Source organism: Paraburkholderia sp. (assembly GCF_024281035.1).
Lineage (GTDB): Bacteria > Pseudomonadota > Gammaproteobacteria > Burkholderiales > Burkholderiaceae > Paraburkholderia.
The window spans coordinates 99650-124666 of sequence record NZ_JAMXLH010000078.1; the positions used below are offsets into that span (position 1 = coordinate 99650).

General features: G+C 61.9%; 25 protein-coding genes. 11 read left to right on the forward strand and 14 right to left on the reverse strand.

Annotated elements, in window-relative coordinates; genetic code table 11:
* Window positions 1-297 precede the first annotated feature (297 nt).
* Window positions 298-6192, reverse strand: a complete 5895-nt coding sequence (gene uvrA, locus Q0L30_RS25170) for an excinuclease ABC subunit UvrA (protein ID WP_296663441.1) — start codon at window positions 6190-6192, stop codon at window positions 298-300.
* A 635-nt stretch (window positions 6193-6827) separates the two neighbouring features.
* On the opposite strand from uvrA, the gene Q0L30_RS25175 reads away from it, so the two are divergent.
* Complete coding sequence (locus tag Q0L30_RS25175; RefSeq protein ID WP_296663444.1) at window positions 6828-6995, forward strand: hypothetical protein; 168 nt, start codon at window positions 6828-6830, stop codon at window positions 6993-6995.
* Window positions 6996-7058: 63 nt separating this feature from the next.
* On the opposite strand, the gene Q0L30_RS25180 is transcribed toward Q0L30_RS25175, so the two are convergent.
* Window positions 7059-9236, reverse strand: a complete 2178-nt coding sequence (locus Q0L30_RS25180) for a phosphocholine-specific phospholipase C (protein ID WP_296663445.1) — start codon at window positions 9234-9236, stop codon at window positions 7059-7061.
* Window positions 9237-9272: 36 nt separating this feature from the next.
* The gene (locus Q0L30_RS25185) at window positions 9273-9455 is read right to left on the reverse strand and encodes a hypothetical protein (protein WP_296663448.1); all 183 of its coding nucleotides are present in this window, start codon (window positions 9453-9455) and stop codon (window positions 9273-9275) included.
* A 378-nt stretch (window positions 9456-9833) separates the two neighbouring features.
* Between Q0L30_RS25185 and adhP the strand changes: the two genes are divergently transcribed.
* Window positions 9834-10865 carry an alcohol dehydrogenase AdhP gene (gene adhP, locus Q0L30_RS25190; protein WP_296663451.1) on the forward strand — a complete coding sequence of 344 codons (1032 nt, stop codon included), beginning with the start codon at window positions 9834-9836 and terminating at the stop codon, window positions 10863-10865.
* Window positions 10866-10966: 101 nt separating this feature from the next.
* Here adhP and Q0L30_RS25195 read toward each other — a convergent pair whose 3' ends face one another.
* Entirely contained in the window at window positions 10967-11266 is a 300-nt protein-coding gene (locus tag Q0L30_RS25195) for a putative quinol monooxygenase (RefSeq protein WP_296663453.1), read from the reverse strand.
* A gap of 42 nt (window positions 11267-11308) precedes the next feature.
* Entirely contained in the window at window positions 11309-12406 is a 1098-nt protein-coding gene (locus Q0L30_RS25200) for an NADH:flavin oxidoreductase/NADH oxidase (RefSeq protein ID WP_296663456.1), read from the reverse strand.
* 361 nt (window positions 12407-12767) lie between these two features.
* Between Q0L30_RS25200 and Q0L30_RS25205 the strand changes: the two genes are divergently transcribed.
* On the forward strand, window positions 12768-13418 hold the full coding sequence (locus tag Q0L30_RS25205) for an SGNH/GDSL hydrolase family protein (RefSeq protein WP_296663458.1): 651 nt from the start codon (window positions 12768-12770) through the stop codon (window positions 13416-13418).
* A gap of 624 nt (window positions 13419-14042) precedes the next feature.
* The gene (locus Q0L30_RS25210) at window positions 14043-14723 is read left to right on the forward strand and encodes a class I SAM-dependent methyltransferase (protein WP_296663461.1); all 681 of its coding nucleotides are present in this window, start codon (window positions 14043-14045) and stop codon (window positions 14721-14723) included.
* Between the two features lie 161 nt (window positions 14724-14884).
* Here the strand turns inward: Q0L30_RS25210 and Q0L30_RS25215 are convergent, their stop codons facing one another.
* From Q0L30_RS25215 to Q0L30_RS25255, 9 genes are all read right to left on the reverse strand, one after another.
* Window positions 14885-15256: a Mor transcription activator family protein gene (locus Q0L30_RS25215; RefSeq protein WP_296663463.1), complete on the reverse strand. Its 372-nt coding sequence runs from the start codon at window positions 15254-15256 to the stop codon at window positions 14885-14887.
* The gene (locus tag Q0L30_RS25220) at window positions 15253-15612 is read right to left on the reverse strand and encodes a regulatory protein GemA (protein ID WP_296663465.1); all 360 of its coding nucleotides are present in this window, start codon (window positions 15610-15612) and stop codon (window positions 15253-15255) included. Before Q0L30_RS25220 ends, Q0L30_RS25215 begins: the two co-directional genes overlap by 4 nt.
* 64 nt (window positions 15613-15676) lie before the next feature.
* Complete coding sequence (locus tag Q0L30_RS25225; protein WP_296663467.1) at window positions 15677-15838, reverse strand: hypothetical protein; 162 nt, start codon at window positions 15836-15838, stop codon at window positions 15677-15679.
* 88 nt (window positions 15839-15926) lie between these two features.
* Window positions 15927-16256: a hypothetical protein gene (locus tag Q0L30_RS25230; protein WP_296663470.1), complete on the reverse strand. Its 330-nt coding sequence runs from the start codon at window positions 16254-16256 to the stop codon at window positions 15927-15929.
* Between the two features lies 1 nt (window position 16257).
* Complete coding sequence (locus Q0L30_RS25235; protein ID WP_296663471.1) at window positions 16258-17472, reverse strand: AAA family ATPase; 1215 nt, start codon at window positions 17470-17472, stop codon at window positions 16258-16260.
* The gene (locus Q0L30_RS25240; RefSeq protein WP_296663474.1) at window positions 17469-19274 is read right to left on the reverse strand and encodes an integrase; all 1806 of its coding nucleotides are present in this window, start codon (window positions 19272-19274) and stop codon (window positions 17469-17471) included. Before Q0L30_RS25240 ends, Q0L30_RS25235 begins: the two co-directional genes overlap by 4 nt.
* 8 nt (window positions 19275-19282) lie before the next feature.
* Complete coding sequence (locus Q0L30_RS25245) at window positions 19283-20245, reverse strand: hypothetical protein (protein WP_296663476.1); 963 nt, start codon at window positions 20243-20245, stop codon at window positions 19283-19285.
* A 51-nt stretch (window positions 20246-20296) separates the two neighbouring features.
* Complete coding sequence (locus Q0L30_RS25250) at window positions 20297-20605, reverse strand: helix-turn-helix domain-containing protein (RefSeq protein ID WP_296663705.1); 309 nt, start codon at window positions 20603-20605, stop codon at window positions 20297-20299.
* Window positions 20606-20911: 306 nt separating this feature from the next.
* Complete coding sequence (locus Q0L30_RS25255) at window positions 20912-21163, reverse strand: DNA-binding protein (protein WP_296663477.1); 252 nt, start codon at window positions 21161-21163, stop codon at window positions 20912-20914.
* Window positions 21164-21215: 52 nt separating this feature from the next.
* Between Q0L30_RS25255 and Q0L30_RS25260 the strand changes: the two genes are divergently transcribed.
* From Q0L30_RS25260 to Q0L30_RS25290, 7 genes are all read left to right on the forward strand, one after another.
* Window positions 21216-21584, forward strand: a complete 369-nt coding sequence (locus Q0L30_RS25260; RefSeq protein WP_296663480.1) for a helix-turn-helix transcriptional regulator — start codon at window positions 21216-21218, stop codon at window positions 21582-21584.
* A 585-nt stretch (window positions 21585-22169) separates the two neighbouring features.
* Window positions 22170-22517 (forward strand): putative holin, encoded by a 348-nt coding sequence (locus Q0L30_RS25265; RefSeq protein ID WP_296663482.1) that lies wholly within the window; start codon window positions 22170-22172, stop codon window positions 22515-22517.
* A 2-nt stretch (window positions 22518-22519) separates the two neighbouring features.
* A complete protein-coding gene (locus Q0L30_RS25270) occupies window positions 22520-23137 on the forward strand; it encodes a transglycosylase SLT domain-containing protein (protein ID WP_296663485.1) in 618 nt (205 codons plus the stop codon).
* A 59-nt stretch (window positions 23138-23196) separates the two neighbouring features.
* Window positions 23197-23733 (forward strand): hypothetical protein, encoded by a 537-nt coding sequence (locus Q0L30_RS25275; protein ID WP_296663488.1) that lies wholly within the window; start codon window positions 23197-23199, stop codon window positions 23731-23733.
* A gap of 378 nt (window positions 23734-24111) precedes the next feature.
* On the forward strand, window positions 24112-24312 hold the full coding sequence (locus tag Q0L30_RS25280; protein WP_296663490.1) for a hypothetical protein: 201 nt from the start codon (window positions 24112-24114) through the stop codon (window positions 24310-24312).
* Window positions 24312-24785 carry a Gp37 family protein gene (locus Q0L30_RS25285; RefSeq protein WP_296663492.1) on the forward strand — a complete coding sequence of 158 codons (474 nt, stop codon included), beginning with the start codon at window positions 24312-24314 and terminating at the stop codon, window positions 24783-24785. Before Q0L30_RS25280 ends, Q0L30_RS25285 begins: the two co-directional genes overlap by 1 nt.
* Window positions 24782-25015 carry a hypothetical protein gene (locus tag Q0L30_RS25290; RefSeq protein WP_296663496.1) on the forward strand — a complete coding sequence of 78 codons (234 nt, stop codon included), beginning with the start codon at window positions 24782-24784 and terminating at the stop codon, window positions 25013-25015. Before Q0L30_RS25285 ends, Q0L30_RS25290 begins: the two co-directional genes overlap by 4 nt.
* Window positions 25016-25017: the final 2 nt, after the last annotated feature.

Here is a 25017-nt window from a genome sequence, read left to right on the forward strand (position 1 = left end):
TCCTCTCGCTTCGCCAGGGGCGAGCCGCCGATTTAAATCGAATCGTCTGCCCTGAAAAGACAAAGGCTTCGCGAAACTGCGAAGCCTTGCTGCACTGATGAGGTGGTCCGGAAATCGAATCCGCGACCGGATCGGAGGGGAATTGCGATTCCGCTGCTCCTTCGCCAGAATCGGCCACCGCGAATGCGCGGCCATTTGCTGCAAGCGGGGCCAATCATACAGCGCGCTTGCCGCACAGATCAAGCGGTTTCAGGGCGGCGCGGACGATGGTGGCGCGGCACCGCGCCGCGCCGCCTATCAGCGTGAAGCTGCCGTGCGCCGCTCCTGCGACTGGCCCTCATCGTCAGGGTCGCCTCCTTCACGGCGTTCGCGTGCGAGCACAGGCGCAAGCGCTGCGCCGGTATGGCTCGCCGCCACTTTCACAAGTGCTTCGGGGTCTGCAGCAGCCACGATCGTCCCGCCACCCACTCCGCCCTCCGGACCGAGGTCGATAATCCAGTCGGCTTCGGCAATCACGTCGAGGTCATGCTCGATGACGACGACGCTGTGGCCGCCGTCGGCGAGTCTGTGCAGCACGCGAATCAGTCGCGCAACGTCGGCCATGTGCAGCCCGACCGTCGGTTCATCGAGCACGTACAGCGTATGCGGTGCTTTCTGGCCACGCCGAGTGATGTCGTCGCGCACCTTGCTCAGTTCCGTCACGAGCTTGATACGCTGCGCCTCGCCGCCCGAAAGCGTGGGCGATGGCTGGCCGAGCGTCAGGTAACCCAGCCCCACGTCCTTCATCAACTGCAACGGGTGCGCAATGTTCGTGATCGGCGCGAAGAATTCGACAGCCTCGTCGATCTCCATCGTCAGCACTTCGCCGATATTGCGGCCACGCCACGTGACCGCCAATGTTTCCGAATTGAAACGCTGCCCGTGGCACACATCGCACGGCACTTTCACGTCCGGCAAAAAACTCATGCCGATCGTGCGCACGCCCTGCCCCTCGCACGCCGGACAACGGCCGTCGCCCGTATTAAACGAGAAGCGCGATGCGCTATAGCCGCGTGCGCGCGCTTCGAGCGTATCGGCAAACAGACGTCGAATCGCATCCCATACGCCGATATAGGTCGCCGGACACGAACGCGGCGTCTTGCCAATCGGCGTCTGATCGACTTCGAGCACGCGATCGATGCTCTCCCAGCCCGTGATCGAATCGCACCCTTGCCACGCGTGCGCAACATCGATCTTCGGCTTCACCGCACTGCGCGCGAGCACGCTGGCGCGCTTCGCAGCCGCCGTTGGTGCACCCGTTTGTGCGGCCTTGCGCGCGCGGCGCTCGGCGGGCGACGAGAGCGTCGAGCGCCCCACGGCGTCGAGCAGGTTCGCGAGCAGCACGTCGCGCGCGAGCGTCGATTTGCCCGAGCCGCTCACACCCGTAATCGCCACCAGACGGCCCAGCGGAATCTGCGCCGTGACGTCGCGCAGGTTATGCAGTTTTCCGCCGTGCACGGTGAGCCATTGCGCGGGAACCGCGTCGCGTCCCGCGCGCGCTGCAATGACTTCGCGGCGCGACTGGATCGGATGCACGATCGGCTGGGCGAGATAGCGCCCGGTCAGCGAATCAGGCTGTGCCGCGAGATCGGCGACACTACCCTGCGCCACCACGCGTCCGCCGCGTTTGCCTGCGCTGGGGCCGATATCGATGATATGGTCCGCGCGGCGAATCGTGTCCTCGTCGTGCTCCACCACGACCAGCGTATTGCCCTTTTCGCCGAGACTGCGCAGCGCGTCGAGAAGAATCTGGTTATCGCGCGGATGCAAGCCGATGGTCGGTTCATCGAGCACATAACACACGCCCTGCAGGTTGCTGCCGAGTTGCGCCGCGAGGCGGATACGTTGCGCTTCGCCGCCCGAAAGACTCGGCGCGGCGCGGTCGAGGCTCAGATAACCGAGGCCCACTTCTTCGAGGAACTGCAGGCGGCTGCGAATCTCGCTCACCACGTCGCGCGCAATTTGCGCATCGCGCCCATTGAGCTGCAGCGTATCGATCCAGCGGCGCGTGTCGGCCACTGTCCACTGCGCGACGTCGACGATCGGATGCGCGTCGAACGTCACGGCGCGCGCAACCGGATTCAGGCGCGTGCCGCTGCAATCGGGGCACGGCGTATCGCCGACGCCTTCGGGCTCCTGCTCGTCAGACGGCAGCGTCTGCTCGCGGCCGCGCCCGTCCTCGCCAACAATCGTGTCGTCGTACGCCGCACGCTGCTCGCGCGTCAGTGCGAGACCCGTTCCCACGCAGGTCGTGCACCAGCCGTGCTTGCTGTTGTACGAGAACATGCGCGGATCGAGTTCGGGATAGCTCGTGCCGCACTCCGGGCAGGCGCGCCGCGTCGACAGCACCTTGATCGTGCCCACGCGCGACGTCGAGCCTCGGTTGCCGAGCACCTGGTCGAGCCCGTCGAGCGGTGCAAGCAGATGAACGATGCCCTTACCCACCTCGATCGTCGCATCGAGCAAGCGGCGCAATTGCGCCTCGTTTTCCGGCTCGATCACGAGATCGCCCACCGGCAGTTCGATGGTGTGCTCGCGAAAGCGATCCAGCTTCGGCCACGGCGCAACCGGAACGAACTCGCCGTCCACGCGCAGATGCGTGTTGCCGCGCGCTTTCGCCCATTTCGCGAGATCGGTATACACGCCCTTGCGGTTCACGACGAGCGGCGCGAGCAAGCCGACGTGCTGACCTCGATGCTCGCGCAACAATTGTGCAACGATCGCGTCCACGCTCTGCGACGTGACCGGCGTGCCGTCATGAATGCAGTGCTGCACGCCAAGTTTCACGTAGAGCAGGCGCAGGAAGTGCCACACTTCGGAGGTCGTCGCGACCGTGCTCTTGCGTCCGCCGCGCGAGAGGCGCTGCTCGATTGCGACAGTCGGCGGAATGCCGTACACGGCGTCCACTTCGGGGCGCCCTGCGGGCTGCACGATCGAACGTGCGTAGGCGTTGAGCGATTCGAGGTAACGGCGCTGCCCCTCGTGGAAAAGGATGTCGAATGCGAGCGTGGACTTGCCGGAGCCGGACACGCCCGTAATCACATTGAAGCGTCCGTGCGGAATGTCGACGTCGAGCGCCTTGAGGTTGTGTTCGCGCGCATTGACGATGCGCACCACGTCCTCGCCCTGCACTTCGCGACGGGCCGCCGCCGCGCGCAGCGCCGACTGCAGCGCAACGCCTTCCTCTTCCGCGACGAGTGCACTCGCCGCCGTGCCGAGCGCCGCCTCGTAGCGTTCCAGCGCTGCGCCCGTATGCGACTGCGGACATGCGATGACGTCATCGGGCGTGCCGACGCACACCACTTCGCCGCCAGCATCGCCGCCCTCCGGTCCGAGATCGATCAGCCAGTCGGCGGCGCGGATCACGTCGAGGTTGTGCTCGATGACGAGCAATGAATGACCGCCCGCCAGCAGCTTGCCGAACGCGCGCATCAGCTTTGCGATGTCATCGAAGTGCAGCCCGGTAGTCGGCTCGTCGAACATGAAGAGCCGCCCGCCCACTGCCGCATCCCTGCCGCGCGACTGCGCGGTCTCGGCCAGATAGCCCGCCAGCTTCAGACGCTGCGCCTCGCCGCCCGACAGCGTCGGCACCGGCTGCCCGAGTTTCACGTATTCGAGGCCGACGTCGACAATCGGCTGCATCACGCGCAATACTTCTGCATCCTCGCTGAAACACTGCACCGCTTCGCTCACCGTGAGATCCAGCACGTCCGCAATCGAAAGCGTGCGGCCCGCGCGCTCGATCTTCACTTCGAGCACTTCCGCGCGATAGCGGCTGCCGTCGCAGTCGGGGCAACGCAGATACACGTCGCTCAAGAACTGCATTTCGATGTGTTCGAAACCCGAGCCGCCGCATGTCGGGCAGCGGCCCTCGCCCGAGTTGAAACTGAACATGCCGGCCGTATAGGCGCGCTGTTTCGCGAGCGGCGCCTTGGCGAACAGCTTGCGGATCTCGTCGAACGCGCCCACGTAGCTCGCCGGATTCGAGCGCGCCGTCTTCCCGATCGGCGACTGGTCGACAAACACGGCATCGCTGATCTGTTCCGCGCCGCTCAGCGCGCGATAGACACCGGGCGATTCGGTGGCCTTGCCGAGATGCCGCGCAAGCGCCGGGTAGAGCACGTCCTGTACGAGCGTGGATTTGCCCGAACCCGAAACGCCGGTCACCACAACGAGGCGTTGCAGCGGAATTTGCACCGTCACGTCACGCAGATTGTGCTCGCTAGCGCCTTCGAGCAGCAGACTCGGCGTCGCGGCATCGACGGCGCGGCGCGCCCAGTGCGAGGCATCGGCAACCGTGCGATGGCCGCCCAGGTACGCGCCGGTCAGCGTGTCGGACGAACGGATATCGTCGGGCGTGCCGTCGTAGACAATCGAGCCGCCGCGTTCGCCCGGCCCCGGACCCATGTCGATCAGACGGTCGGCAGCCAGCATCACCGAAGGATCGTGTTCGACCACAACCAGCGTGTTGCCTGCGTCGCGCAGCCGATGCATGGCCTCGACGATACGGTTCAGGTCGCGCGGATGCAGGCCGATGCTCGGTTCGTCGAGCACGAACAGCGTCTTCGTGAGCGACGTGCCGAGCGCCGTGGTCAGGTTGATGCGCTGCACTTCGCCGCCGGAAAGCGTGCGGCTTTGGCGGTCGAGCGTCAGATAGCCGAGCCCCACGTCGCACAGATACTTCAGCCGCGTGCGGACTTCAGCCAGCAGCAACTTCAGCGCATCGTCGAGCAGCGCGGAAGAAAGCGAGAGATTGTCGAAGAAACGCCGTATCCGCTCGATCGGCATCAGCATCACATCGTGCAGTGTGAGACCCGGCAACGCTTCGAGTTGCGCGCGCATCCATTCGACGCCATGCGGCATGAAGCGTGCGGCGGGTGCAAGCACTGCGTCTGCGTTGGCTTGCGTACCGAGGCGCCACTGCAGCGCCTCCGTTTTCAGGCGCGCGCCGCCGCAGGTTTCGCATGGCGTATAGCTGCGATACTTCGAAAGCAGCACGCGAATGTGCATCTTGTACGCCTTCGATTCCAGATACTGGAAGAAGCGCTTGACGCCGTACCACTGGGCCTGCCAGTCGCCGCGCCAGTCCGGCGTGCCGTTGAGCACCCAGTCGCGCTGCGGCTGCGTCAGCTCCGACCACGGCGTATCGCGCGGAATATCGGCCTTCGCGGCATAGCGCATCAGATCGTCCTGGCACTCCTTCCACGCAGGCGTTTGCAGCGGTTTGATCGCGCCGCCGCGCAGCGTCTTGCGCGCATCGGGAATTACGAGTCCCCAGTCCACGCCGATCACGCGGCCGAAGCCGCGGCACGCGTCGCAAGCGCCATAGGCCGAGTTGAACGAGAACAGCGCCGGCTGCGGATCGGCGTAGCGTATGTCGCTGTCCGGGCAATGCAGGCCAGTTGAAAAACGCCAGATTTGCGCTTCGGCCTGAGCATCGTCGCCTGAAAGCACGTAGACGTTCACGCGTCCGCCACCACGCTTGAGCGACGCCTCAATTGCCTCGATAACGCGGCTTTTCTCCGCGTTTTCCAAACGGAAACGGTCGGCGACCACATCGAGCACCTTGCGCGTGCCCTCGCCCGTCTTCACTTCGCGCTGCGCCTGCACGCGCGTGTAGCCGCTCGCCGAGAGCCACTGCGTAACTTCTTCGTCGGTGGTCGTGTCGGGCAGTTCGACCGGGAACGTCACCACCAGGCGCGGATCGCCCGCCGCAGTGCGCGCGCGCAGTTCCGAGTAGATCGTTTCCGGCGTGTCGTGACGCACAGGTTGCGCGGTGACGCGATCGAACAGGTCCGCAGCACGTGCGTAGAGCAGCTTCAGGTGGTCGTTCAACTCGGTCATCGTTCCGACCGTGGAACGCGAACTGCGCACCGGGTTGGTCTGGTCGATGGCGATGGCGGGCGGCACACCGTCGACGCGGTCGACCTGTGGCCGGTCCATGCGATCGAGAAACTGGCGCGCGTAGGCACTGAACGTTTCGACGTAGCGGCGCTGGCCTTCGGCGTAAAGCGTATCGAAGACGAGGCTCGACTTGCCCGATCCGGACGGACCGGTCACGACCGTCATTTCACCGGTGTGCAAATCGAGATCGAGGTTCTTGAGATTGTGCTGACGAGCACCACGGATGCGGATGGTTCGGTTTTCGCTCACTTGCGCTGGCATTCCGGCTAATCACACGGCAGGAACCGGTCGGCGCGCGGCGGCGCGGCCCGGCAACTCATAGCGCGGCGCAGCCGGGCGTCTTCGGACGTCGCCGGGCGTGCTCCACACTGACAGATTCAGATTCTACTGTACATTTATACAGCCCGCCGGGGCGCGGCCCGGGAACGCCACGCCCGATGCTGTGCGTGGCGTCCGCAAGCCGGCCGAACGGGTTAGCCGTCCGGCCAGGGCCGCTGGCGGGACCGTTAGTTTACGGCGCGGCGCGATCTGCTGTCGCCTGCCGCCTACTATCGTAGGTCGATTCGACGCCACGCGCGAACAGCGTGCCGTCCATCAGCGGCAAGCGCTCCGTGCATGCGCGCATGCCTCGCGTACGATGCGGCAAAAAACAATTCCCGCACGTTTTTTCGCCTTGACGATGCCTGCTCGTAGTGACGCGAAGAGACGCGGAGTTTATAGCACGGCCCCGAATCATAATTGCCAAAGACCTTTCCCGGAACTGGAAAACGTCTTCATGTCGCCATTGATAATTGTTTGTTTTTTGGCGACCGGTTTGGCGTTGCGGAGGTAGCGTCCCCGTTAGCAATTCGGGTCCGTGCGTAGATTCATCGTGTTGAGTACGCGTGATTGAAATCGCGCTTCCGGATGTTGATCCGCATCGCCGCGCCGATCTGTTCGGGCGTCGCAGCAAAGCGCGTGTTCGTAGCTGGGGGGGCCTTTCCGTATGCGGTGATCACCGCATCGAGGCGCTGCTGGTTGAGTTCAAGTACGTTTGCAAGGCAGGCGCTTGATCGTCGCAGCAGCCATCGCAACGACCAAACGCCCGCTACAGCTTCGTTTGGTGAAAGGCGGTTTTACTTACCCATCGCCGGATCCGAAATACCGTCCTTGCCGTTTTCCATTCGGCCCGCAAAGCGGCGCATGAAATCGCCTTGCGGCACAGTTACCGTGAAGTCGTACCAGTTGCCTTGCCGCCCGATTGGCCAGTGCTGGTCGAGCGCCTTTTCGGGCGGAATGTCGAACGTCCACGGGCCGTCCGAGCGATACGCATTCGGCTGCACGGAGAACGTACAAGCCGACGCCCCCGTGTTCATCAGCGTCACATACACCTGGTCATTCGCGACGTCGTAGCACACGCGAATCTCCGGCGCACTCGCACCCACGGCGGCGCTCGCTGTCAAGTCGCCGCGGAACGCGCGGTGAAAGCCATTCGGGCCGAGCACCCATAGGTCATATTCACCGTCGTCGGTCGTGAATACGTCCCAGCTGTCATGCAGATCCTTGCCCGGCTCGATCGCGTAGCGGCGCGGCACGCGATCGAGATGCAAACGGTCGTATACGTGAAACACGGCTGCTGCCGAGCCGCTGTTGCGGAACAGCAGACGCATGACTCGATTGGGCAAATCTTCGCGGCCGCTCACGTGCAATTCGTAGGGCAGCGCGCGCGATGGGCGCGTGCCGGGGTGCTGAGCCGGTGCCCGCTGCGCGTCTACCTCAGGTAGCGGCACCTGCTGGAGCTGTTCCTGATCCGCGCGGATGGTGTCCGCGGTCGTACGATCGCTGTTCGGCAGCGACGCTGTCCGATCGTTTGGCGTGGCGAAATCGAAGGCGGACGTGAGGTCGCCACACACCGCGCGCCGGAACGCACTGATGTTCGTTTCCTCGACCCCGAAGCGCCGCTCGATGAAACGCAACACCGACGTATGATCGAATACCTCCGAGTTCACCCAGCCGCCGCGGCTCCACGGCGAGATCACGAACATGGGAACACGGGGACCCGGACCATACGGCTTACTGTCCGTGTGGTATTCGCCCGCCGTGTTGATGGTCGACTTGCCGCGAAGCACGGGGTTGCCGTTGACCCTTTCATAGGCCGGCGCGCACGGCGGCGGAACGTGGTCGAAAAAGCCGTCGTTTTCGTCGTAATTGACGATAAGAACCGTCTTGCTCCAGATAGCGGGATTCGCTGTGAGCGCGTTCAACACTTCCTGCGTGTACCACGCGCCCTGCACCGGACTCGACGGCGTAGGGTGTTCCGAATACGTTTTCGGAGCAACGATCCACGATACTTGCGGCAGTGTGCCGGCCGCGACATCGTCTCTTAGCGACTGCAGGAAACCTTTATCGGGCATGGTGTTGCTGCATCCCTTCAACAGCGGGCTTACCTCTTCGTCCGCCACCGTCCACGCAGAATGGGGCGTATCCTCGGGCGAACCCCCGGGCCTGCCGTCGGACTCGTTGCCGCGCGCTTTGTGTGCGTCGCGATATGCCTTGAAGCCGGCGAGCGGATTGTCAGTGTAGTTGTCCGGCAGATTTTGATAGACCTTCCACGACACGCCCTTTTCCTCCAGGCGCTCGGGATACGTGGTCCACGTATAGTTCTGCAGTTTATCCTTATCCGGCGGCACCAGACTTTCGCCGTCGTTGTTGATAGCCGGACCGCCGTTTGCGCCCGTTGGATCGTTGGTACCCGTCCAGTGAAACAGGCGATTCGGGTTGGTGCCGCCGTGAAACGAGCAGTGGTAGGCATCACACAGCGTGAACGCATTCGCGAGAGCGAACTGGAACTCCAGTTCCTGCTCTGTGTAATAGCCCATCGACCAGGTTCGCTTGTAGGTTGGCCACTTGTTCATCCGGCCGAGATCCCACGCCTGTTGTGCGTCCAGATACACATGCGGTGTGCCGGTCACCCGCTGTGCGTTGCCCGCGGTACTGTCGAGATGATACGGCAGCACCACGCGGCCAGAGCCACTGCCTGCATAGTTCTGCTGCCACACGTTCCGTTCATCGACAAGCGGGATCGGGAAGCGATCGCCGAAGCCGCGTACGCCTGGGAGCGTGCCGAAGTAGTGATCGAACGAACGATTCTCCTGCATCAGGATCACGACATGCTCGACATCGCGAATCGTGCCCGTCGCATTGTTCGCGGGGATGGCAAGCGCGCGCCGGATCGACGCGGGAAAGCTGGCAAGTACGGCTGTCGCGGTAGCGCTGGTGCCCGCGAGTTTCAGAAAATGGCGTCTGCTGTTCATGTTGGAATGCATGTTCGAATGAGGACAGAAAGGCGCTTACGGTGCGCAGTGCAGATCCGGTTTGGTTTCCTGCGGTTTATCAGGCGCGGCCGGTTGATCCGGCTGGCCTGTCGGCGGACGCGTTTCCTCGCCGCCACACGCGGCGAGGACCGTGCAGAAGAGGACGATCCCAAGCCAGCGCAGAGATCGCATGTGTTGCGAGAAGGGAATGTCGGACATGGAAGATGAGCTCCTGTACCTGCTCGAGGCGAGTAAACGAGTTGTAAGTTTAGGATGTCTTATTGTAATTATGGTGACAGGACCTAATATCATCTCGGTCGCTCAATTCCTGACGCGGCTCCCGCACCTCGCTTGTGTCCCTGCGCATCTTCGCGGCAAAAATCGGGAATCTACAGACGCACCTGAATTGCTAACAGGGACGCGGCCCCGGCCGTTGCACGCAAACGCCACCGCGCCGGATTCACGCAGCAACGCCCATTTCGGCGAATGAGCATATTCATCGCGCACGGAACGGCTTTCCTTCAAACTTGCAGCGGGTACGCGGCATAACCGAGATGCGCGCCGCATCCGGACGCCCCGCCGCACTGGAGCCTGACCATGAGCAAAACGATGCAAGCTGCTGTTGTCCGGGCCTTTGGCCAACCGCTCGTTCTCGAGGAAGTCGCCGTTCCGGAACCGGGTCCGGGCGAACTGCTCGTGAAAATCGAGGCCTGCGGTGTCTGTCACACCGATCTGCACGCCGCGCATGGAGACTGGCCAATCAAGCCCCAGCCGCCGTTCATTCCTGGGCATGAGGGCGTGGGCTATGTCGTGGGGGTCGGCAGCGGCGTCACTCGCGTGAAGGAAGGCGACCGCGTCGGCGTCCCGTGGCTCTATTCGGCATGCGGCCATTGCGAGCACTGTCTCGGCGGCTGGGAAACGCTGTGCGCGCAGCAGCAGAACACCGGCTACTCGGTCAACGGCGGCTTCGCCCAATATACGAAGGCCAACGCGAGTTATGTGGGGCTGCTGCCGCCGAACATCGATTTCATCGAGGTGGCGCCGGTACTCTGCGCGGGCGTCACGGTATACAAAGGACTGAAGGTGACCGACACGCGGCCCGGCAACTGGGTCGTGATCTCGGGCGTGGGCGGACTCGGACACATGGCAGTTCAGTACGCGCGTGCAATGGGCCTGAACGTCGCGGCCGTGGATGTTGACGATGCGAAACTCGAACTCGCAAAGCGTCTCGGCGCCACCGTAACGGTTAACGCAAAAACGACCGATCCCACCGCTTATCTCAAGAAGGAAATCGGCGGCGCGCACGGCGTGCTCGTCACCGCTGTCTCGCCAATCGCGTTTTCGCAGGCGCTCGGCATGGTGCGCCGTGGCGGAACCGTATCGCTGAACGGCCTGCCGCCTGGAGACTTTCCGCTACCGATCTTCGATATGGTGCTGGGCGGTGTGACGGTGCGCGGCTCGATCGTCGGCACACGGCTGGACCTGGAGGAGTCGCTGATGTTCGCGCAGGAAGGCAAGGTCAAGGCGACGGTCAGCACGGACAAGATCGAGAACATCAATGACGTGTTCGCACGCATGGAGCGCGGCGAGATCGAAGGCCGAGTCGTACTCGACATGGCAGGCGGCTGAGCGGCCTGAGAGATTTTTTGCCGATGTGAAAACGGGCGGGCTCCGCATGGGATACCCGCCCGGCTCCACAGCCCGCAAAGGCTGCGCAATACTGCATGCGCTTACGCGGCCACGTCGACGCCCGTAAGCAACTTCACGTCAGGCGGCTCTGCAAGCCATGCGCCCACTTTGGCACGATAGGCCAGATAGTGCGCACTTTCGCGATGGGCCTGCACCGCCGCCTCGTCCACGTAAGTCTCGTAGAGGTGAAACCCCGGCACGCCGTCGGCCCGGCGCAGCAAATCGTAACGCTGGTTGCCCGTTTCAGCGCGAGACGGCGCCACCATGCTGCGCAACTCCGCTTCGAGTTCGGCCACGTACTCCGGTTTCGGCGTCAGACTCGCAAAAAGGTACACGCTCATTGTTCGTTCCTTATCGTCAAAAGATTTGCGGATCGGCAACCGTCAGCCAACCTTATAGCGCTCGAGCCAGTGCGCGTACGGCGCGGGCAAAGTCCACGCCGCACGCGGAACACCGAGTTCGCGCGCCGCGTGATACGGCCAATGCGGGTTCGCCAGATGGGCGCGGCCCACCATCACGAGGTCGAGCTGTTCGGACGCCACCGAGCGTTCGGCCAACGCCGGCGTATCGATACCCCAGGCCGAAGCGACGGGCAGGCCGACGGCGCGGCGCACCTTCTGCGCGATCGGCGCAAGGAACGCAGGGGCCCACGGGATCTGCGCGGTCGGCGTCGAAAAGCCGACACTCACGCTCAACATGTCGAGCCCTTCACGCTTGAAACCCTTCGCAAGTTCGATCGATTCGGCAAGCGTCTCCTCATCGCGGTCATCGTATTCGATCACGCCGAATCGCGCCGTCAGTGGCAGGCGCTCAGGCCAGACCTTTCGCACGGCAGCCAGCGTTTCCAGCAGGAAACGGCTGCGGTTTTCGAGGCTGCCGCCGTATGCATCGTCGCGTTGATTCGAATGTGGCGAGAAAAAGCTCTGCCCGAGATAGCCATGGGCGAAGTGGAGTTCGAGCCACTCGAAGCCCGCGTCCAGCGCCCGCTTTGCCGCCGCGACGAAATCCTCGCGCACGCGGGCGATATCGTCGAGCGTCATCGCCTTCGGCACCTTCGGCAGATTGGCACCGAACGGAATCGCAGACGGTGCGATCGTCTGCCATCCACGCGCATCTCCGTCGGCAATGTGGTCGTCGCCTTCCCAGGGACGGTTCGCGCTCGCCTTGCGGCCCGCGTGTGCGATCTGGATGCCCGGTACTGCGCCAGCCGCCTTGATCGCGGCCACGGTCGGCGCAAACGCCTGCACCTGCGCGTCATTCCACAAACCGGCGCAGCCCGGCGTGATACGTCCCTCGGGCGACACCGCCGTCGCCTCGACGATCAAAAGGCCCGCGCCGCCTCGCGCAATCTGCGCGAGATGGACGTGATGCCAGTCGTTGATGACACCGTCGACGGACGAGTACTGACACATCGGCGGCACGGCGATTCGGTTGCGCAGGGACACATCTTTGAGTTTGAACGGTTCGAACAATGCGGACATCAACTACTCTCCTGGAAGACGCAGGCCGCGGTAACCGCGATACCCGCGCCAGGTTGAAAATTCAGGTATTTCCAATCGGCAACGCATAGCCGCTCTGCCGCCTCGCAGGTGGCGCGACAGGTTGCCCATCGGAATCGGAAATGGCGGACGAAGCGGTGCAGACACGGTGCACGCGGCCCCGCCCAAAGAATCATTCGACTGCCGCGTGCGAAAAGCTCTGCGACGCGCGGCACATTACAGATCAATTGGACCAGTCGTCGAATAATCTCATATAGTCTGCGGAGGCATTCCCCCACCCGACAGTACCCACCCTGTGCTAACGGGATTTCGGATCGGCAACTCACTCGCAAGCGAGGAACTCATGGCGTCCCGCACCCTGCTCTGCTACGGCGATTCCAATACGCACGGCACCAAACCACTGACGCTGCCCGGCGTATTCGAGCGCTTTGGCCCCGCCGACCGCTGGCCGGGCGTACTCCAGGCGGCGCTTGGCGACACATGGAGCGTCATCGAAGAAGGACTGCCCGCGCGTACCACCGTTCACGACGATCCAATCCAGGGCCAGCACAAGAACGGACTCTCTTACCTGCGTCCATGCCTCGAAAGTCAGTTACCGGTGGACGTAGTCGTGCTCATGCTCGGCACCAACGATCTCAAAACGCGGTTTTCCGTCACACCGGCCGATATCGCGAATTCAGTGTCGTTGTTGCTCGAAACGCTCATCGCCTGCCGTGCTGGACCGGGCGGCGCCACGCCGCACGTCCTGTTGATCGCACCAGCACCGATTGACGAAGTGGGTTTCCTCGGCGAAATCTTCACAGGCGGTGCAGCCAAATCGCGACTGCTCGCGCCGCTCTACGAGCGTATCGCCGTGAAATTCGGTTCGGCGTTTCTCGACGCCGGCGACATCGTCAAAGTGAGCGATACCGACGGCATTCACTACGAGGCCGAACAACACCACCGCCTCGGCAAAGCGGTTGCCGAACTGGTGAGTCATCGTTTCGGCGCCTGAGACTTTTCCCCATTTCCGAAACGACACTGCGCCCGCCGAACGCAAGACGCCGCCGGGACAAAACCCAGGCGGCGCTGCTGTTCGTTGACTCCACTTATGCGAAGCGCACGCCAGGAAGCGAACTGCTACGCGAAAGATTTCAGGTCCGAAAAATGATGGATCCACGGGATGAAAAGGACAGTGCGCTGTGGCGCGACGACGCGCGACCAGAACGCGCACAAGGTCGACTGCCGCGGAACAGAGCCCATTATGCAAATCGGATCACGGCGACCTGAGAAAGAGGAATAGCTAACGCTTCTAATCGCGACGCCCCGTCGCATTCCTTCTGGATACGCAAGGCTTATACTTCACCTCGTCTCCTCCATGTTTTACCTCAATATGGATTCAAGCCCGCTATCTCGCGGGCTTTTTTTTTGGTTCATCGAAGCGTACCGATCGAATCCGCCATCCCTGCGCGGCGGTCAGTCTCGTCCGGAGCACTCGCTCAATGCGGACTTGCGGCAACGGCCAAAACCGCTGTCACGATGTTCTGCGACACTGCGAATTGCGTGATCGCGCGCGACTGTGCAGCCTCCTCGCTCATCGCACCGAACAGGAAACCCCACCAAATGTCACGGATGAGCAATGCCGAACAAACGGTCCGAATTTTTTACCAGGGTCTACAAGGAAAATCTCTGGAAGAGCGAAGAAAGCCGATCAGGATATGGGTCGGCTCAGCGTTTCACAAAGAAGCTGGCCGAAGGACTCCCCATCGCTTTGCGAAAACTCGGCGTGTCTCGTCTGCTCGACCTTCCGTGTGGTGACTTCAACTGGATGAAGACCGTCGATTTGACCGGCATCGATTACGTCGGCGGCGACATCGTCCCCGACATGATTAAATCCAACACCGCTGCCTATGGTTCGTCCTCTCTGAAGTTTGTTGTACTTGACATCGCAACAGATATTCTGCCATCGGCAGACATGATCTTCATACGTGACTGTTTCATCCACTTCTCGAACGAGCTTATCTTTCAGTCATTGAAGAACATCATTCGAAGCGATATTCGGTATCTGTGTTTGGGTACGCTTCCTCGCAGGCTTTATCCTCAAATCGCCAACATCGATCTGGCTAGAAATCAGAATGGCGTCAACTTCGAATACCGGCCTGTCCAATTCGAATCGCCACCCTATTCTTTTCCCAAGCCAATTCTTGAGATAGAAGACCACACGGCAGATTCTGGCGCTCACTGGGTCACGACAATGGCGGTATGGGAAATGTCTACTATTCGGGATTTGCTGCTCGACGCGACCGCGCTACAGAAGTAGTGGCCGTAATTGTCTGAACGGAGATGAGATAAACAACCGGAAACCCGTGCGATAAATGTAGCTCTCGCCGGTACGGGCCGCGATCAAATGGCAAGAACGTTGAAAATCTGTTCCAACATTTGAAAATGGCAGCGACCTTGCAAACCGACCACCGCCGTCATTCAAACATCATCGCCCGCATCGAAAAGCCGGCTCTGGCGTCGCTCGATTTCCTCTTGACGAACCGCCTTCACGATCGCATAGACCCATTGCAGCGACAAGCCGAACTTCCGCGCCAATTCGCTGTGATTCTCCCCATTGAACTCGGCGTATATCTGGCGATCTCGCCGGGACAGCTTCAGAGCCTTGCCCATCGGGAAATAGAGATTCTGGCCGCCCCAATGCAACGCCATGCGCTCGGCAACCTCTTCTCCGATCATGGCGGCCACATCTTGCCGAACGGTTGCCAGCTCGACGAGCATGTGCGCTACCTGTTGTGCAAGATCGGTCAGCAACTCCAGGTTTCTTTTCTGCTGCTTCGATTTGGTCTTCATACTGCCTCCTTCATGCGATCCCGCCACCGCTTTAAATGTTCGATGACCCGCGATGCCTGCGCGGAACTGAGCCAGTCGAGTGCGTCGACACCTGTCATGCGTTTAACGAAATCGGCCAATGCTTCCTCGGCCCGATTCTGCACAACGCCGCGTTCCGCCAACTCGAGCCACAAACCACGGATCATCCTCGATTGGGCGTCATCGGCCTGCCGACGCCCCCCTTTACTGGAGCGAACCTTAAACCCGCAGCGCTTCAGATGCGCCAGAACCTTCTCCAGTTCCGTAACCGTAAGATCGGCGGCAGATGCTTTCCCGCCAATCTGCCTCAGCACGCCGCGGTAGCTGTCGTCGTGCATGTTTAAATCCCGTTTTGCAACGTGAATCAAACGAATGAGCCTCGGCCGAAACTGAGGCCCCCGGTCAGGTTTCGAATGCATTGATGTCCTCCGCTTTCATCGCCACTCCGTAGGGTGAATACCGCGAAACGCTCACGGCTAGCGAGATTGCCCAACGTCGCGCTTTCGCGTTCGCGATATCGAGCAGAATCTGGATGTATTGGTCGGTGATTGATCGAAAGTTCATCGGCGCTTCCTCCAATGGCGTATTTCCTTGCGGCAGAGGCAGATAAGGAAAACCACGCCGACGACGATAACGACACTGTCGACGTCGATCATGTCGCCACGTCCCACGTCACCCGTACGCCCATCCAGATGACGCAGGCAAACTGACGATGGCCTCGCCGCAGGATAGATACGCCGCCCGCGAGCTGTCGCAACAGGTCTGACGATTTCTCCGTGTACGGACGAATGCGGATCGTCGGCCGGCCGCCATCCCGAGGCGCAATTTCTTCCGATAGCACGCGGTGGCCCAGGCCACGCAGCGCCCGCGCGCAAGCGTTAAGCAACGTGAGGCGCGACACACATTCCGCATCGAATACCCGTGCGCCATCAGACAGGCGCTCTCGCGGGGCCGACAGGTTCATCTGCACGATGGCGCTCATATCAGACTCCCCTGACGACGTCCGCTGTCACGACCGGCACGCCGAGGCCGGCGGCCAGATTCATCGCGGCGGTCATTAGATTGCCAACCGCCAGCGGGTACAGGAGCGACACAGTTTCGGCACGATCGCGCCGCGTGCTGGTCATCGTGAGCCGCGCACGCAGCGCGTCGATGCCGCTGGCGTCGATCACGTCGCCGACCGGTTTGTCGAGGCGGCCGAATCTGAATCGCAGGTATTCGTCCAGGCGGGCGCTGTCGAACGGAACGAGCTCGACCATTTCGCATCGCTGCACGACTTCACGGACATCCTGATTGCGCTCGGAGAGTTTGACCTTCAATTCCGGCTGGCCGATCAGGATGATCGACAACAGCTTCTTAAAGCCCATTTCCAGTTCGAAGAACCGCTTCAGATGCTTGAGCGTAGCGATCGACAATGCGTGAGCCTCGTCGATTACGAGGCAATGGCGATAGCCCGCTGCATGGCTTTCCTTTAGTGCCTTGTGCAATTGCGCGAAACGCGCTTCGGGGCTGCTCCTGATTTTTTCCAACGGAGCGACAGCGGCCATGATCGCCTCGGCGATATGCGTAGCCTTCAGCGTTTTACCCTTCTTGTCGTTGTCTTCCATCGCCAGCACATACGGCTTGATCACGATGATCGAGTGATTCTCGCGCGTCACCCGGTCTTCGAGGTCGCGCATCAGCGTCGTCTTTCCGCCGCCTGATTCCGACACAACCGCCAGCAGCCCGCCATGCTTCGCGGTCTGAAACATCGCCTCGCGGACATAGCGAATGTCGGGACTGACGAACATGTCTTCATGCGAGTGGATGTCGTCCGCGAACGGATCGCGGAACAGACCAAAGTGTTTCCGTGTGGCAGGTGCGAGAACCTGTTTGCGCAGCAACATAGATTCCTCCTGGTTGAGATCGGTATGGCCGTTCGGCCGGGGGACCGGGCAGTCCGCCGTATCCGCCAGGATTCTTTGCGGACTGCCCACCTTCACGACTTCATCGAAGACGCCGGAGTCAGCATCCGGTACGCCCTTGTGCTGTAAGTAATCGAGAATGCGCATCTGTAGTGCGACGTTGTCGAGGCTGCGCGGCCACGCACCGTGATTGACGATCTGAGCGACCGCTGCATGCGAGAGATTGAGATGCTTTGCGAGTTCGCCCTGTTTAAGGCCGGCGCGTTGCAGGACGTTTTTCAGAATCAGCATCATCGACCTCCCGCCGCTGCGCGCACGACCTGCAGCGGCTGCTGAAGATCCGCGCGCGGGCCGGTCAGTTCGGCCACGATTGCGTCGAGTTTCTCTTGCGAAACGCCATCGGGATAGCGCTGCTGCAGCCAGCGAAAGCGCTCGGATGACCATTCGCCGCCCGCCGTTTCGACAGCTGCCTTGATCCGTATCGCGGCCTCGATCAGCGAAAGCGCAGCCACTTCGATTTTGGGTGCGGACAGCTCATGCGCAGTCCCACGACGCGGCAGGTAGGTCGGCAACTCGACATCCGCCAGATACGAATGCGCGTCAAGGCGGCCTTCGAATGGCGTAACGCGCCTTGCGCGCGCGGCCTCGGCCTCTTTCGACGACATGCCTGGATAGGCCTGAGCGTCCATGTCGGCTGCGGCGCGCTCAATAGCGGTATGCGGCATGGCCTTGTATTCCTCACCGACAATGGCCGCGTTCAATGACTGGCCGAACGCGTCGTAGCTCTGCTCCGGTTCGACCTGATACACACGGTCCTCGCCGTTGTAGACGCGCACCGTCACCTGAATGGCGCGATCACCGAAGATCAGCGCGGATACCGAAACCTCGTCGCCGCAACACACGCCGTCGAAGCCGCGCAAACTATAGTCGGCAGAACGTTTTGCCTGAGGGTGCCGAAAGGAAATCATCAGATCTGCACGCACCTTGCGCGTTTCTTCCCGGGCCGTCATGAATGCGCGGCAGACGTCAACTGGCGGCAACAGCACCAGCTGTTCGGGACGAATCAGCTGCCATAGGTCGAAGCGCGCAACAGGCTCGTCCAGCCCAGGCCGGTGCAATCGCGTGTCCTGGCCGGGGATCAGGCCGGCGTTCCACGGATTGCTCCAGGCCACCGCCGCCGCGTTTAGTTGTTCGATGCTGTCCACGGGTTCAAACCGCAAACGCGATTCGAACTGCGTTTCCACGATGTTGTTGCCGACTTCGACGCCGCCCTTGACGCGCGCCTGACCCGCCTTGTGTTCGAGCGTGCGAACGCCGAGCGCACGGCACAGGTTTCCGATCGCGGCACTGGTGTTCGCGCTCCCCTTGTCCCACAGCAGGAACCGGCACAGGCCATGGAAGACGCGGCCCGGCTGCTGCCCCCAGGCGAACATCAGAAAATTGAACAGGTTGTGCTGATTCTCGCCCGCCGCTTCGCAATACCACACGATAATCACGCCGCTCGCGCGGTCGTACAGAACGTAGCGCCATACCTTGAACTTGACCTTGGCGTAGTTCTCCAGCTTGTTCTTGTAGAACTCGCGATCGCGCATGATGTACTGGCTCCCCTTGAGGTAGTACACCAGGCACAGCGACGGATCGACCTCATGCAGATAATTCGGATGCGGAGCGCGCAGCGCCTGCACCGGATTTGCGTGCCGCTGCGAACCGGCATTCAGCTTGCGATCGCGCATCAGGCGGTTGAGCTGGCCGTTACTCACCTTCAGTCCGACGCCGTTTTGCTCCAGCAGGCCGCGCGCAGTCGTGGTGAACAGCGTTTGCTTGCCGTTGTCGCGCACGGCTTCGCGTTGGACCGAACCGAGCATCGTCAACGCCTGTTCGCTGACCGATGTCGAGCCCTTGTCGGCGCGCGCTTTCCGGGTCGTTTTACGCCCGGCCACCCGCTTTAGCTGGCGATAGACCGTCTGAACCGACCACCCGAGGAACTCTGCCGCCTCCTGCACCAACGGAGTTTGTTCGCCGTGACGGGCGGCGTCGAGTCGGCGGGCCAGGTCACGCAGCATCTCGCGTACGTCCGGAGGCACCGAAGTTGCCATGGTCAGCCTCATGCGTCGGCATCGAGAACGTGTCGGCGCGCATCGGCAATATCGCCGCCGAATCGCAACCGCAGCTCGTGTTGCAGCCCGGCCGCGAGTGACGCGGTGCGATTCACCGCGTCGTCCAGATGCAGCAGTACGGCGCGCACCGGCGGCGGCAACGCGACAGGGGCTTCCGGATCGTAGTCCGGCTGGCTGGTGATCTCGGTCGTCAGCCACGCGTCCAGCGCCTCGACGGCCTTTTTATGCTGTCCAATCGCCGCGTCCAGCAGCGATTGCCGTTCGGTAATTTCCTTCTGGAACGGCGCGACGCGCTCGTCCCACGGCACGACCGCGAGCGGTTTCGACAACCGGATCACCTCGCGCTGAAGCTTGTTGATGGTCTCTTCCTTGCCCTGCGCGACGCGCTCGCTCGCCTCTTTGTCGGCGGCGATGGCTTCCACTTCCTTGGTCAGCGCGTCCTTCTCCTTCGCGTGCTTCGCGATCATGTCTTCGGCCAGTTCGAGGAATGAATCCTTGTCGCCAGACCTGGCGACTTCAATGAGCGCGCTCTTCTGGTCCTCCGGCAAGCGACGGAACTGGCGCAGCTCGCGGTAGCCGATGCCCATGCGGGACATGCTTTCGAGCGCCTCTTCACCAAACGACCGGAGATTGGCGATATCGCGCTCGACGTGTTCCCGTGAGCGCCCGATCAAACGGCAAAATTCATCCCAGGTTCCATCCAGAAACTGGTCACCGTGTCCGGATTTAATTCCCTTCAAGGCCCGATAGAGCTTGTTTTCCTTTACGAAAGCCAGTTTTGAAGTGGTCACGGTGACCGAAAATCTGGCGAACGCATCCGCCATCTGAGCCTGTCCAAGAAGCTGGTTGAGCAGGTCTCGCTCATCGTTGTAGTTCGCCTGAACAGCGGCCAAAACGTTCGCCGCTTCCGCGCTTTCTTGCAGCACTGGTGCGAGCGGCTCAGGCGTCAAATTGACGGTCGTGGGCGTGGCCTTTTTACGTGCCATGGTTACTCCGGGCGGTTATTGGGGTGTACAGACGCGGTGGACGATTTCGTCGACACGCTGCCGGGCGGAATCGAGGCTGCGCAGGATGACGACGGCCTGCTGGGCGAGCCGGACTGAAGGGCGAATACGCCCGGTTTCGGCGACACGCTCTGCGAAGCCCTTCTCTTCGAGAGTCGCGATATAGCGCGTGATATTCGACGGCGACAGACTGGTCGCCTTCGCCAGTTCGCCGGGCGTCAGCCCGTGCGCGAAGTTTCCGAGCAGAACATTGAGGACTTCCAGCACCTTTCCGGCGGATTGGGCCGTACTTTTCTGCTCACTCATCTTGATCACGGTAAAACCTCCTCTTCATCGAATCCGCGCCCGCCTTCGCGTGCAATGACCTGGCGCAGACGATTCAAATCTGGCTGCATATCTGGATTCCTAAATAAAACGAAGGCGATTAATCCTTTTCCGGCGACGCTCACTTGAAGTTCACGCGTCCGGATTCTCGGCTTCCGAAGCAGTCAAGGGATATTCAGGCAAGGGTAATGCGACGCAGCAGGCACGACATGTGAACGCCGCAGAAATACGAAACAGCCATGTGCTTGGCCGACGCGGCCGGCACCCATTGCGGCAGGTTTCGCATCGTCAACTTCCGGCAGCACCTTGCGACGGCTGCATGCCGGTCATGCACAGATAACGAACCGGCTCAAGCGTGCCTGCCTTCAAGCCGAGCGCTACCGCCACCTTGTGGGCATCCCCACGCGTTGCGGGTCGGCCCGCCAGTACGCCATGGACCGTGTTCACGTGAACGCCGAGATCGCGAGCGACTTCAGCAACCGCCTTACCGCTCTCGGAGAGCATTTTCCGAACCTCCGTCCTCGTTCGAAGTTGCGTCATCGTGTGATACCGTGCTCAATCGTGTTGGTGCGTGTCACTATAAGTTCCATAAATGGAACTGTCAAGCCTACTAGGTTCATTTATGGGAATTGGGGATCGACTAAAAGAGGAGCGCGTCCGCCTGGGATATACGCAGCCCGACTTTGCTGCACTGGTCGGGGCGTCAAAAAGCTCGCTCATTCGCTGGGAGGCCGGCACAAAGTCGCCCGACATTGCCCATCTCGCCGAATGGTCCAACGTGGGCCTCGACGTGCTTTACGTTGCGACCGGTACGCGATCCCAGCCGCTTGAGAGCACGCTGACAAAAGAGGAAGAGGTGTTGCTGGACAACTACCGCCACAGCGCGCCCGAAGACCAGGCCGTCGTTCGGAGGACGGCCTCTGCAGTCGCGAAACCAGGGAAGCGCAGCTCGGCCGCCTGATGGCCTGCCGCCGGATCGAATCGAGATCGTTTGCGACGAGCATGGACGCAGACATCGTTTTGTCGTTCGGGCCGAACGCATCGATGACGAGCGCATTGGAATGATCGCTGCGGAATCCGGCGGCGGCGGAATGGAGGTACGCGCAACATCCCGAACGGCGACGTATCCAGTATTGCTCTCGCGACTGCGAGAGAAAATCAGGCGCCGGATGACGATCGTGATATTGTTTTTCGCGGTCGGCTGCAGCGATGACGTGACATTTCAATACGCTGAGGAAGAGAGAGCGGGAGACCGGCGACAGCGAACCGCCAGCCTCCGCTTTCGCACAGCGTCAAACAAGATCAGGCAGTCGTCGTTTATTGCCTGCAACAGCCCGAGTTCCGCGCAACCTTGCAGTGCATGGTTCAGCCCCGATTCTTCGGTCTTTTTGACCGTGCCGAATCGGGTGCTCCTCTCCCGGCATGCATGCGCGACGGAAAGCGCTGTCCAGTCCGCCGCGTAGTGCGGCGTCGCTGCTAAACCCGATTAAAAGACCCCCTCCTGACTTGCGCCGATCATGGCGCCATGTTGACTCAGGAGGCGCACATGTCTTTCAGCACCCGCTTTCCGCGCATGGTCGGCTGGCTTGTTGCCGCCGTGCTGCTCGTGGTTGAGATCGCAATCATCTCCCCGCAACAACTCCCCGTCTCGCTCTATAAACTGAGCCTCATCAGCCTCGCCGCGGTCGTCGCGTACTGGCTCGACCGCGCGCTGTTTCCGTATGCACGCCCGGACAGCTACCTCGAATTCGACTGGCGATCCGGTTCAGCCGAACCTGCGCTCGACGCGGATTACCGCGTGGTCGCCGGATACGAACTCGTGTTCGCCGCCGCCATGCTCCGGCGCGCGCTGATCGTTTTCGGTGTCGTGGTCGGCGTCGCGCTGGGCCTTTGATCATGCGTGTGCTGACCGCCGTCGTCCTCGCGCTCATCGGCGTGACGGCATTCGCGCAGGTGCCCGCTCAGGTGCCTAAGGAAGCGCTGGCGTATCGCGCCGAGCTGACGCGCAACGCGCGCGCCATCTGGGGAATCGATGCGCCTGTCGCATCGTTCGCCGCGCAAATCCATCAGGAGAGCCGCTGGCGTGCTGACGCCGTCAGCGTCGTCGGCGCACGCGGGATGTCGCAATTCATGCCCGCGACGGCGGACTGGATCGCCGGAGCCTATCCCGCCGAACTCGGCGACGCGCGCCCATTCAATCCGTCCTGGTCGATTCGCGCGCTCGTGCGTTACGACCGGCACCTGTGGCAGCGCATCATGGCAGCAAGCGCGTGCGAACGCATGGCGATGACGCTCTCCGCCTATAACGGCGGCCTCGGCTGGGTCTATCGCGACCAGCGACTCGCGCTGACAAATGGTGCCGATCGGCAACGCTGGTTCGGCCACGTCGAACGATTCAACGCCGGTCGGCATGCCGCCGCTTTTCGAGAAAACCGCGGCTACCCGCGCGTCATTCTGCGCACGTTCGAACCGCGTTACATGAAGGCCGGATTCGGGCCGGGAGTGTGCTCATGAGTTTTCCTGCCCCGCGGTCGCGCGGTCGGTGCGCGACGGCGGTCATCAGCATCGCCGCGATGATCGCGGTGGCGGCGGGCGCAATCGCCTACTTCAGCGGATATCACGCAGGCGCGCGTGCTGGCGACGCGAAGGTCGCGGCGCTCGAACGCCAGTACGCGGATCGCGCACGCGCCGCCATCGAACAGGCCCGCGCGAAGGAACGCCAGCAAACGCAACGCGCAGCCGCCCTGGCGGGCGACCTGTTTGCCGAGAAAGCCCGGCACGCACTCGAAGCCGATGAACTGAAACGGAGCATAGCCAATGTCACGAGTCAATATCGCCCAACGCCGGAAGCGCCTCTCGAGGATCTGCCTCGCTGTGTGTTCACTGGCGGCTTTGTCCGCTTGTGGAACGCCGCTGCCGCCACCGATGACGTGCCCTCAGCCGGTGCTCCCGCCGGAACTGTTGCGCAGGCCGACGCCGATGAAGCCCTTGATTCCGGGGTATGCCTGGGCGACGTCCTCGCGCATCACGTCGACGCCGCCCAGCGCGCCCGCGACATCGAATCGCAACTGAACAGGCTGATCGACTTTATCGAGGGAGAAGCGCGGTAACGAATGAGGTGGCATCATGGCGACGCGTCTCGATGCCCGATCCGATCAGCCGCTCGATGAATTCCTTCTCCAGCATCGAGCGTAACGTCCTTAAATAGCAGCTCCAGTCTGAGGCCGCACCCGAAGTGCAGGGCGCCGTCTTGCGTCATCTTCGCGACGCGATCTGAGAATCGTCTCCGTAACGGCCCGGTGTTTCCAATCCGCCCGAAGCCACCCGCCCGAGCCTGGCGGACCACCGAATCGTTTTATAAACCTGTTGCTGCGCGTCTATGATGCGAGGGGCGGCATGCGTTTCTCTCTCGTTTCCCTCGCGCGTCCTTTCGCGCATACCGCCCTACTCTTCACGTCAATTAAAAGACCGTACCGGTCAGCCGCCCCATGATGGGCGGCATGGACACAACGCCCCTCCACATTTTTCAATCCGGCCAGCGGACCGCCCTGAGCGGCCGCGTGCTGAACATTTCCGAAGCGAAATCTGCCGCAACGGCGAGCACCTGTGATCCGAAGCAGTACGAATCGCTAAACGCGAACCAGAAACAAAAGCTTGCCGATGGCCGCCCCGCGCGGGAGCGCGACTGATGGCGACGACCCTCGAAATGATCGACACAATCGTCGCGCGACTGAAGGCGAAACTACCGGCGCTCGCGGTGGAGTATTTCCCCGAGCGGCCATCGGATTACCGGCTGAACGATTCGGTCGGCGCACTGCTGGTCAGTTATCCGGGCAGCCGGTTCGATGCAACCGTCGACACCGCAGCCGTCGTGCAGCCGCGACGCATTCAATTCTCCGTGACGATCGTCGCGCGTCAATTGAACGGACGCGGCGGTGCGATCGACGTGCTCGATCAGGTTCGCGCCGCCCTGGTCGGTTTTCGACCTCCAGACTGCTCGAAGCTTGCAGCGGTCTCCGAAACATTTCTCGGCGAAGAAGCCGGGTTATGGCAGTACGCGCTGGACTTGTCGTCCGCCTCCGTCATCGTGGAGGAAAGCGCCCCCAATGATGCGCGGCCGCTTACGCGTGTCCAATACGAACCCGATGAGGAACACTCATGAAATACATTTACAGCGGGCCGCCCAGCGGTGTCACTTTGAAGGATGGCGACAATGTGCGCGAGATCATCCTCCTCCCCACGCGCGAGGTCGATCTTCCGGAAGCGCACGAATATACCCAGACGCTGCTCGCGCTCGGGTACGTGACGCCCGTTTTGGCCGACGAATCTGCATCCGGCCAGCAAGAAACTGCATCGGCCGGCGAGGCCGGTGCCACGAAACAGGGGGAATAAGC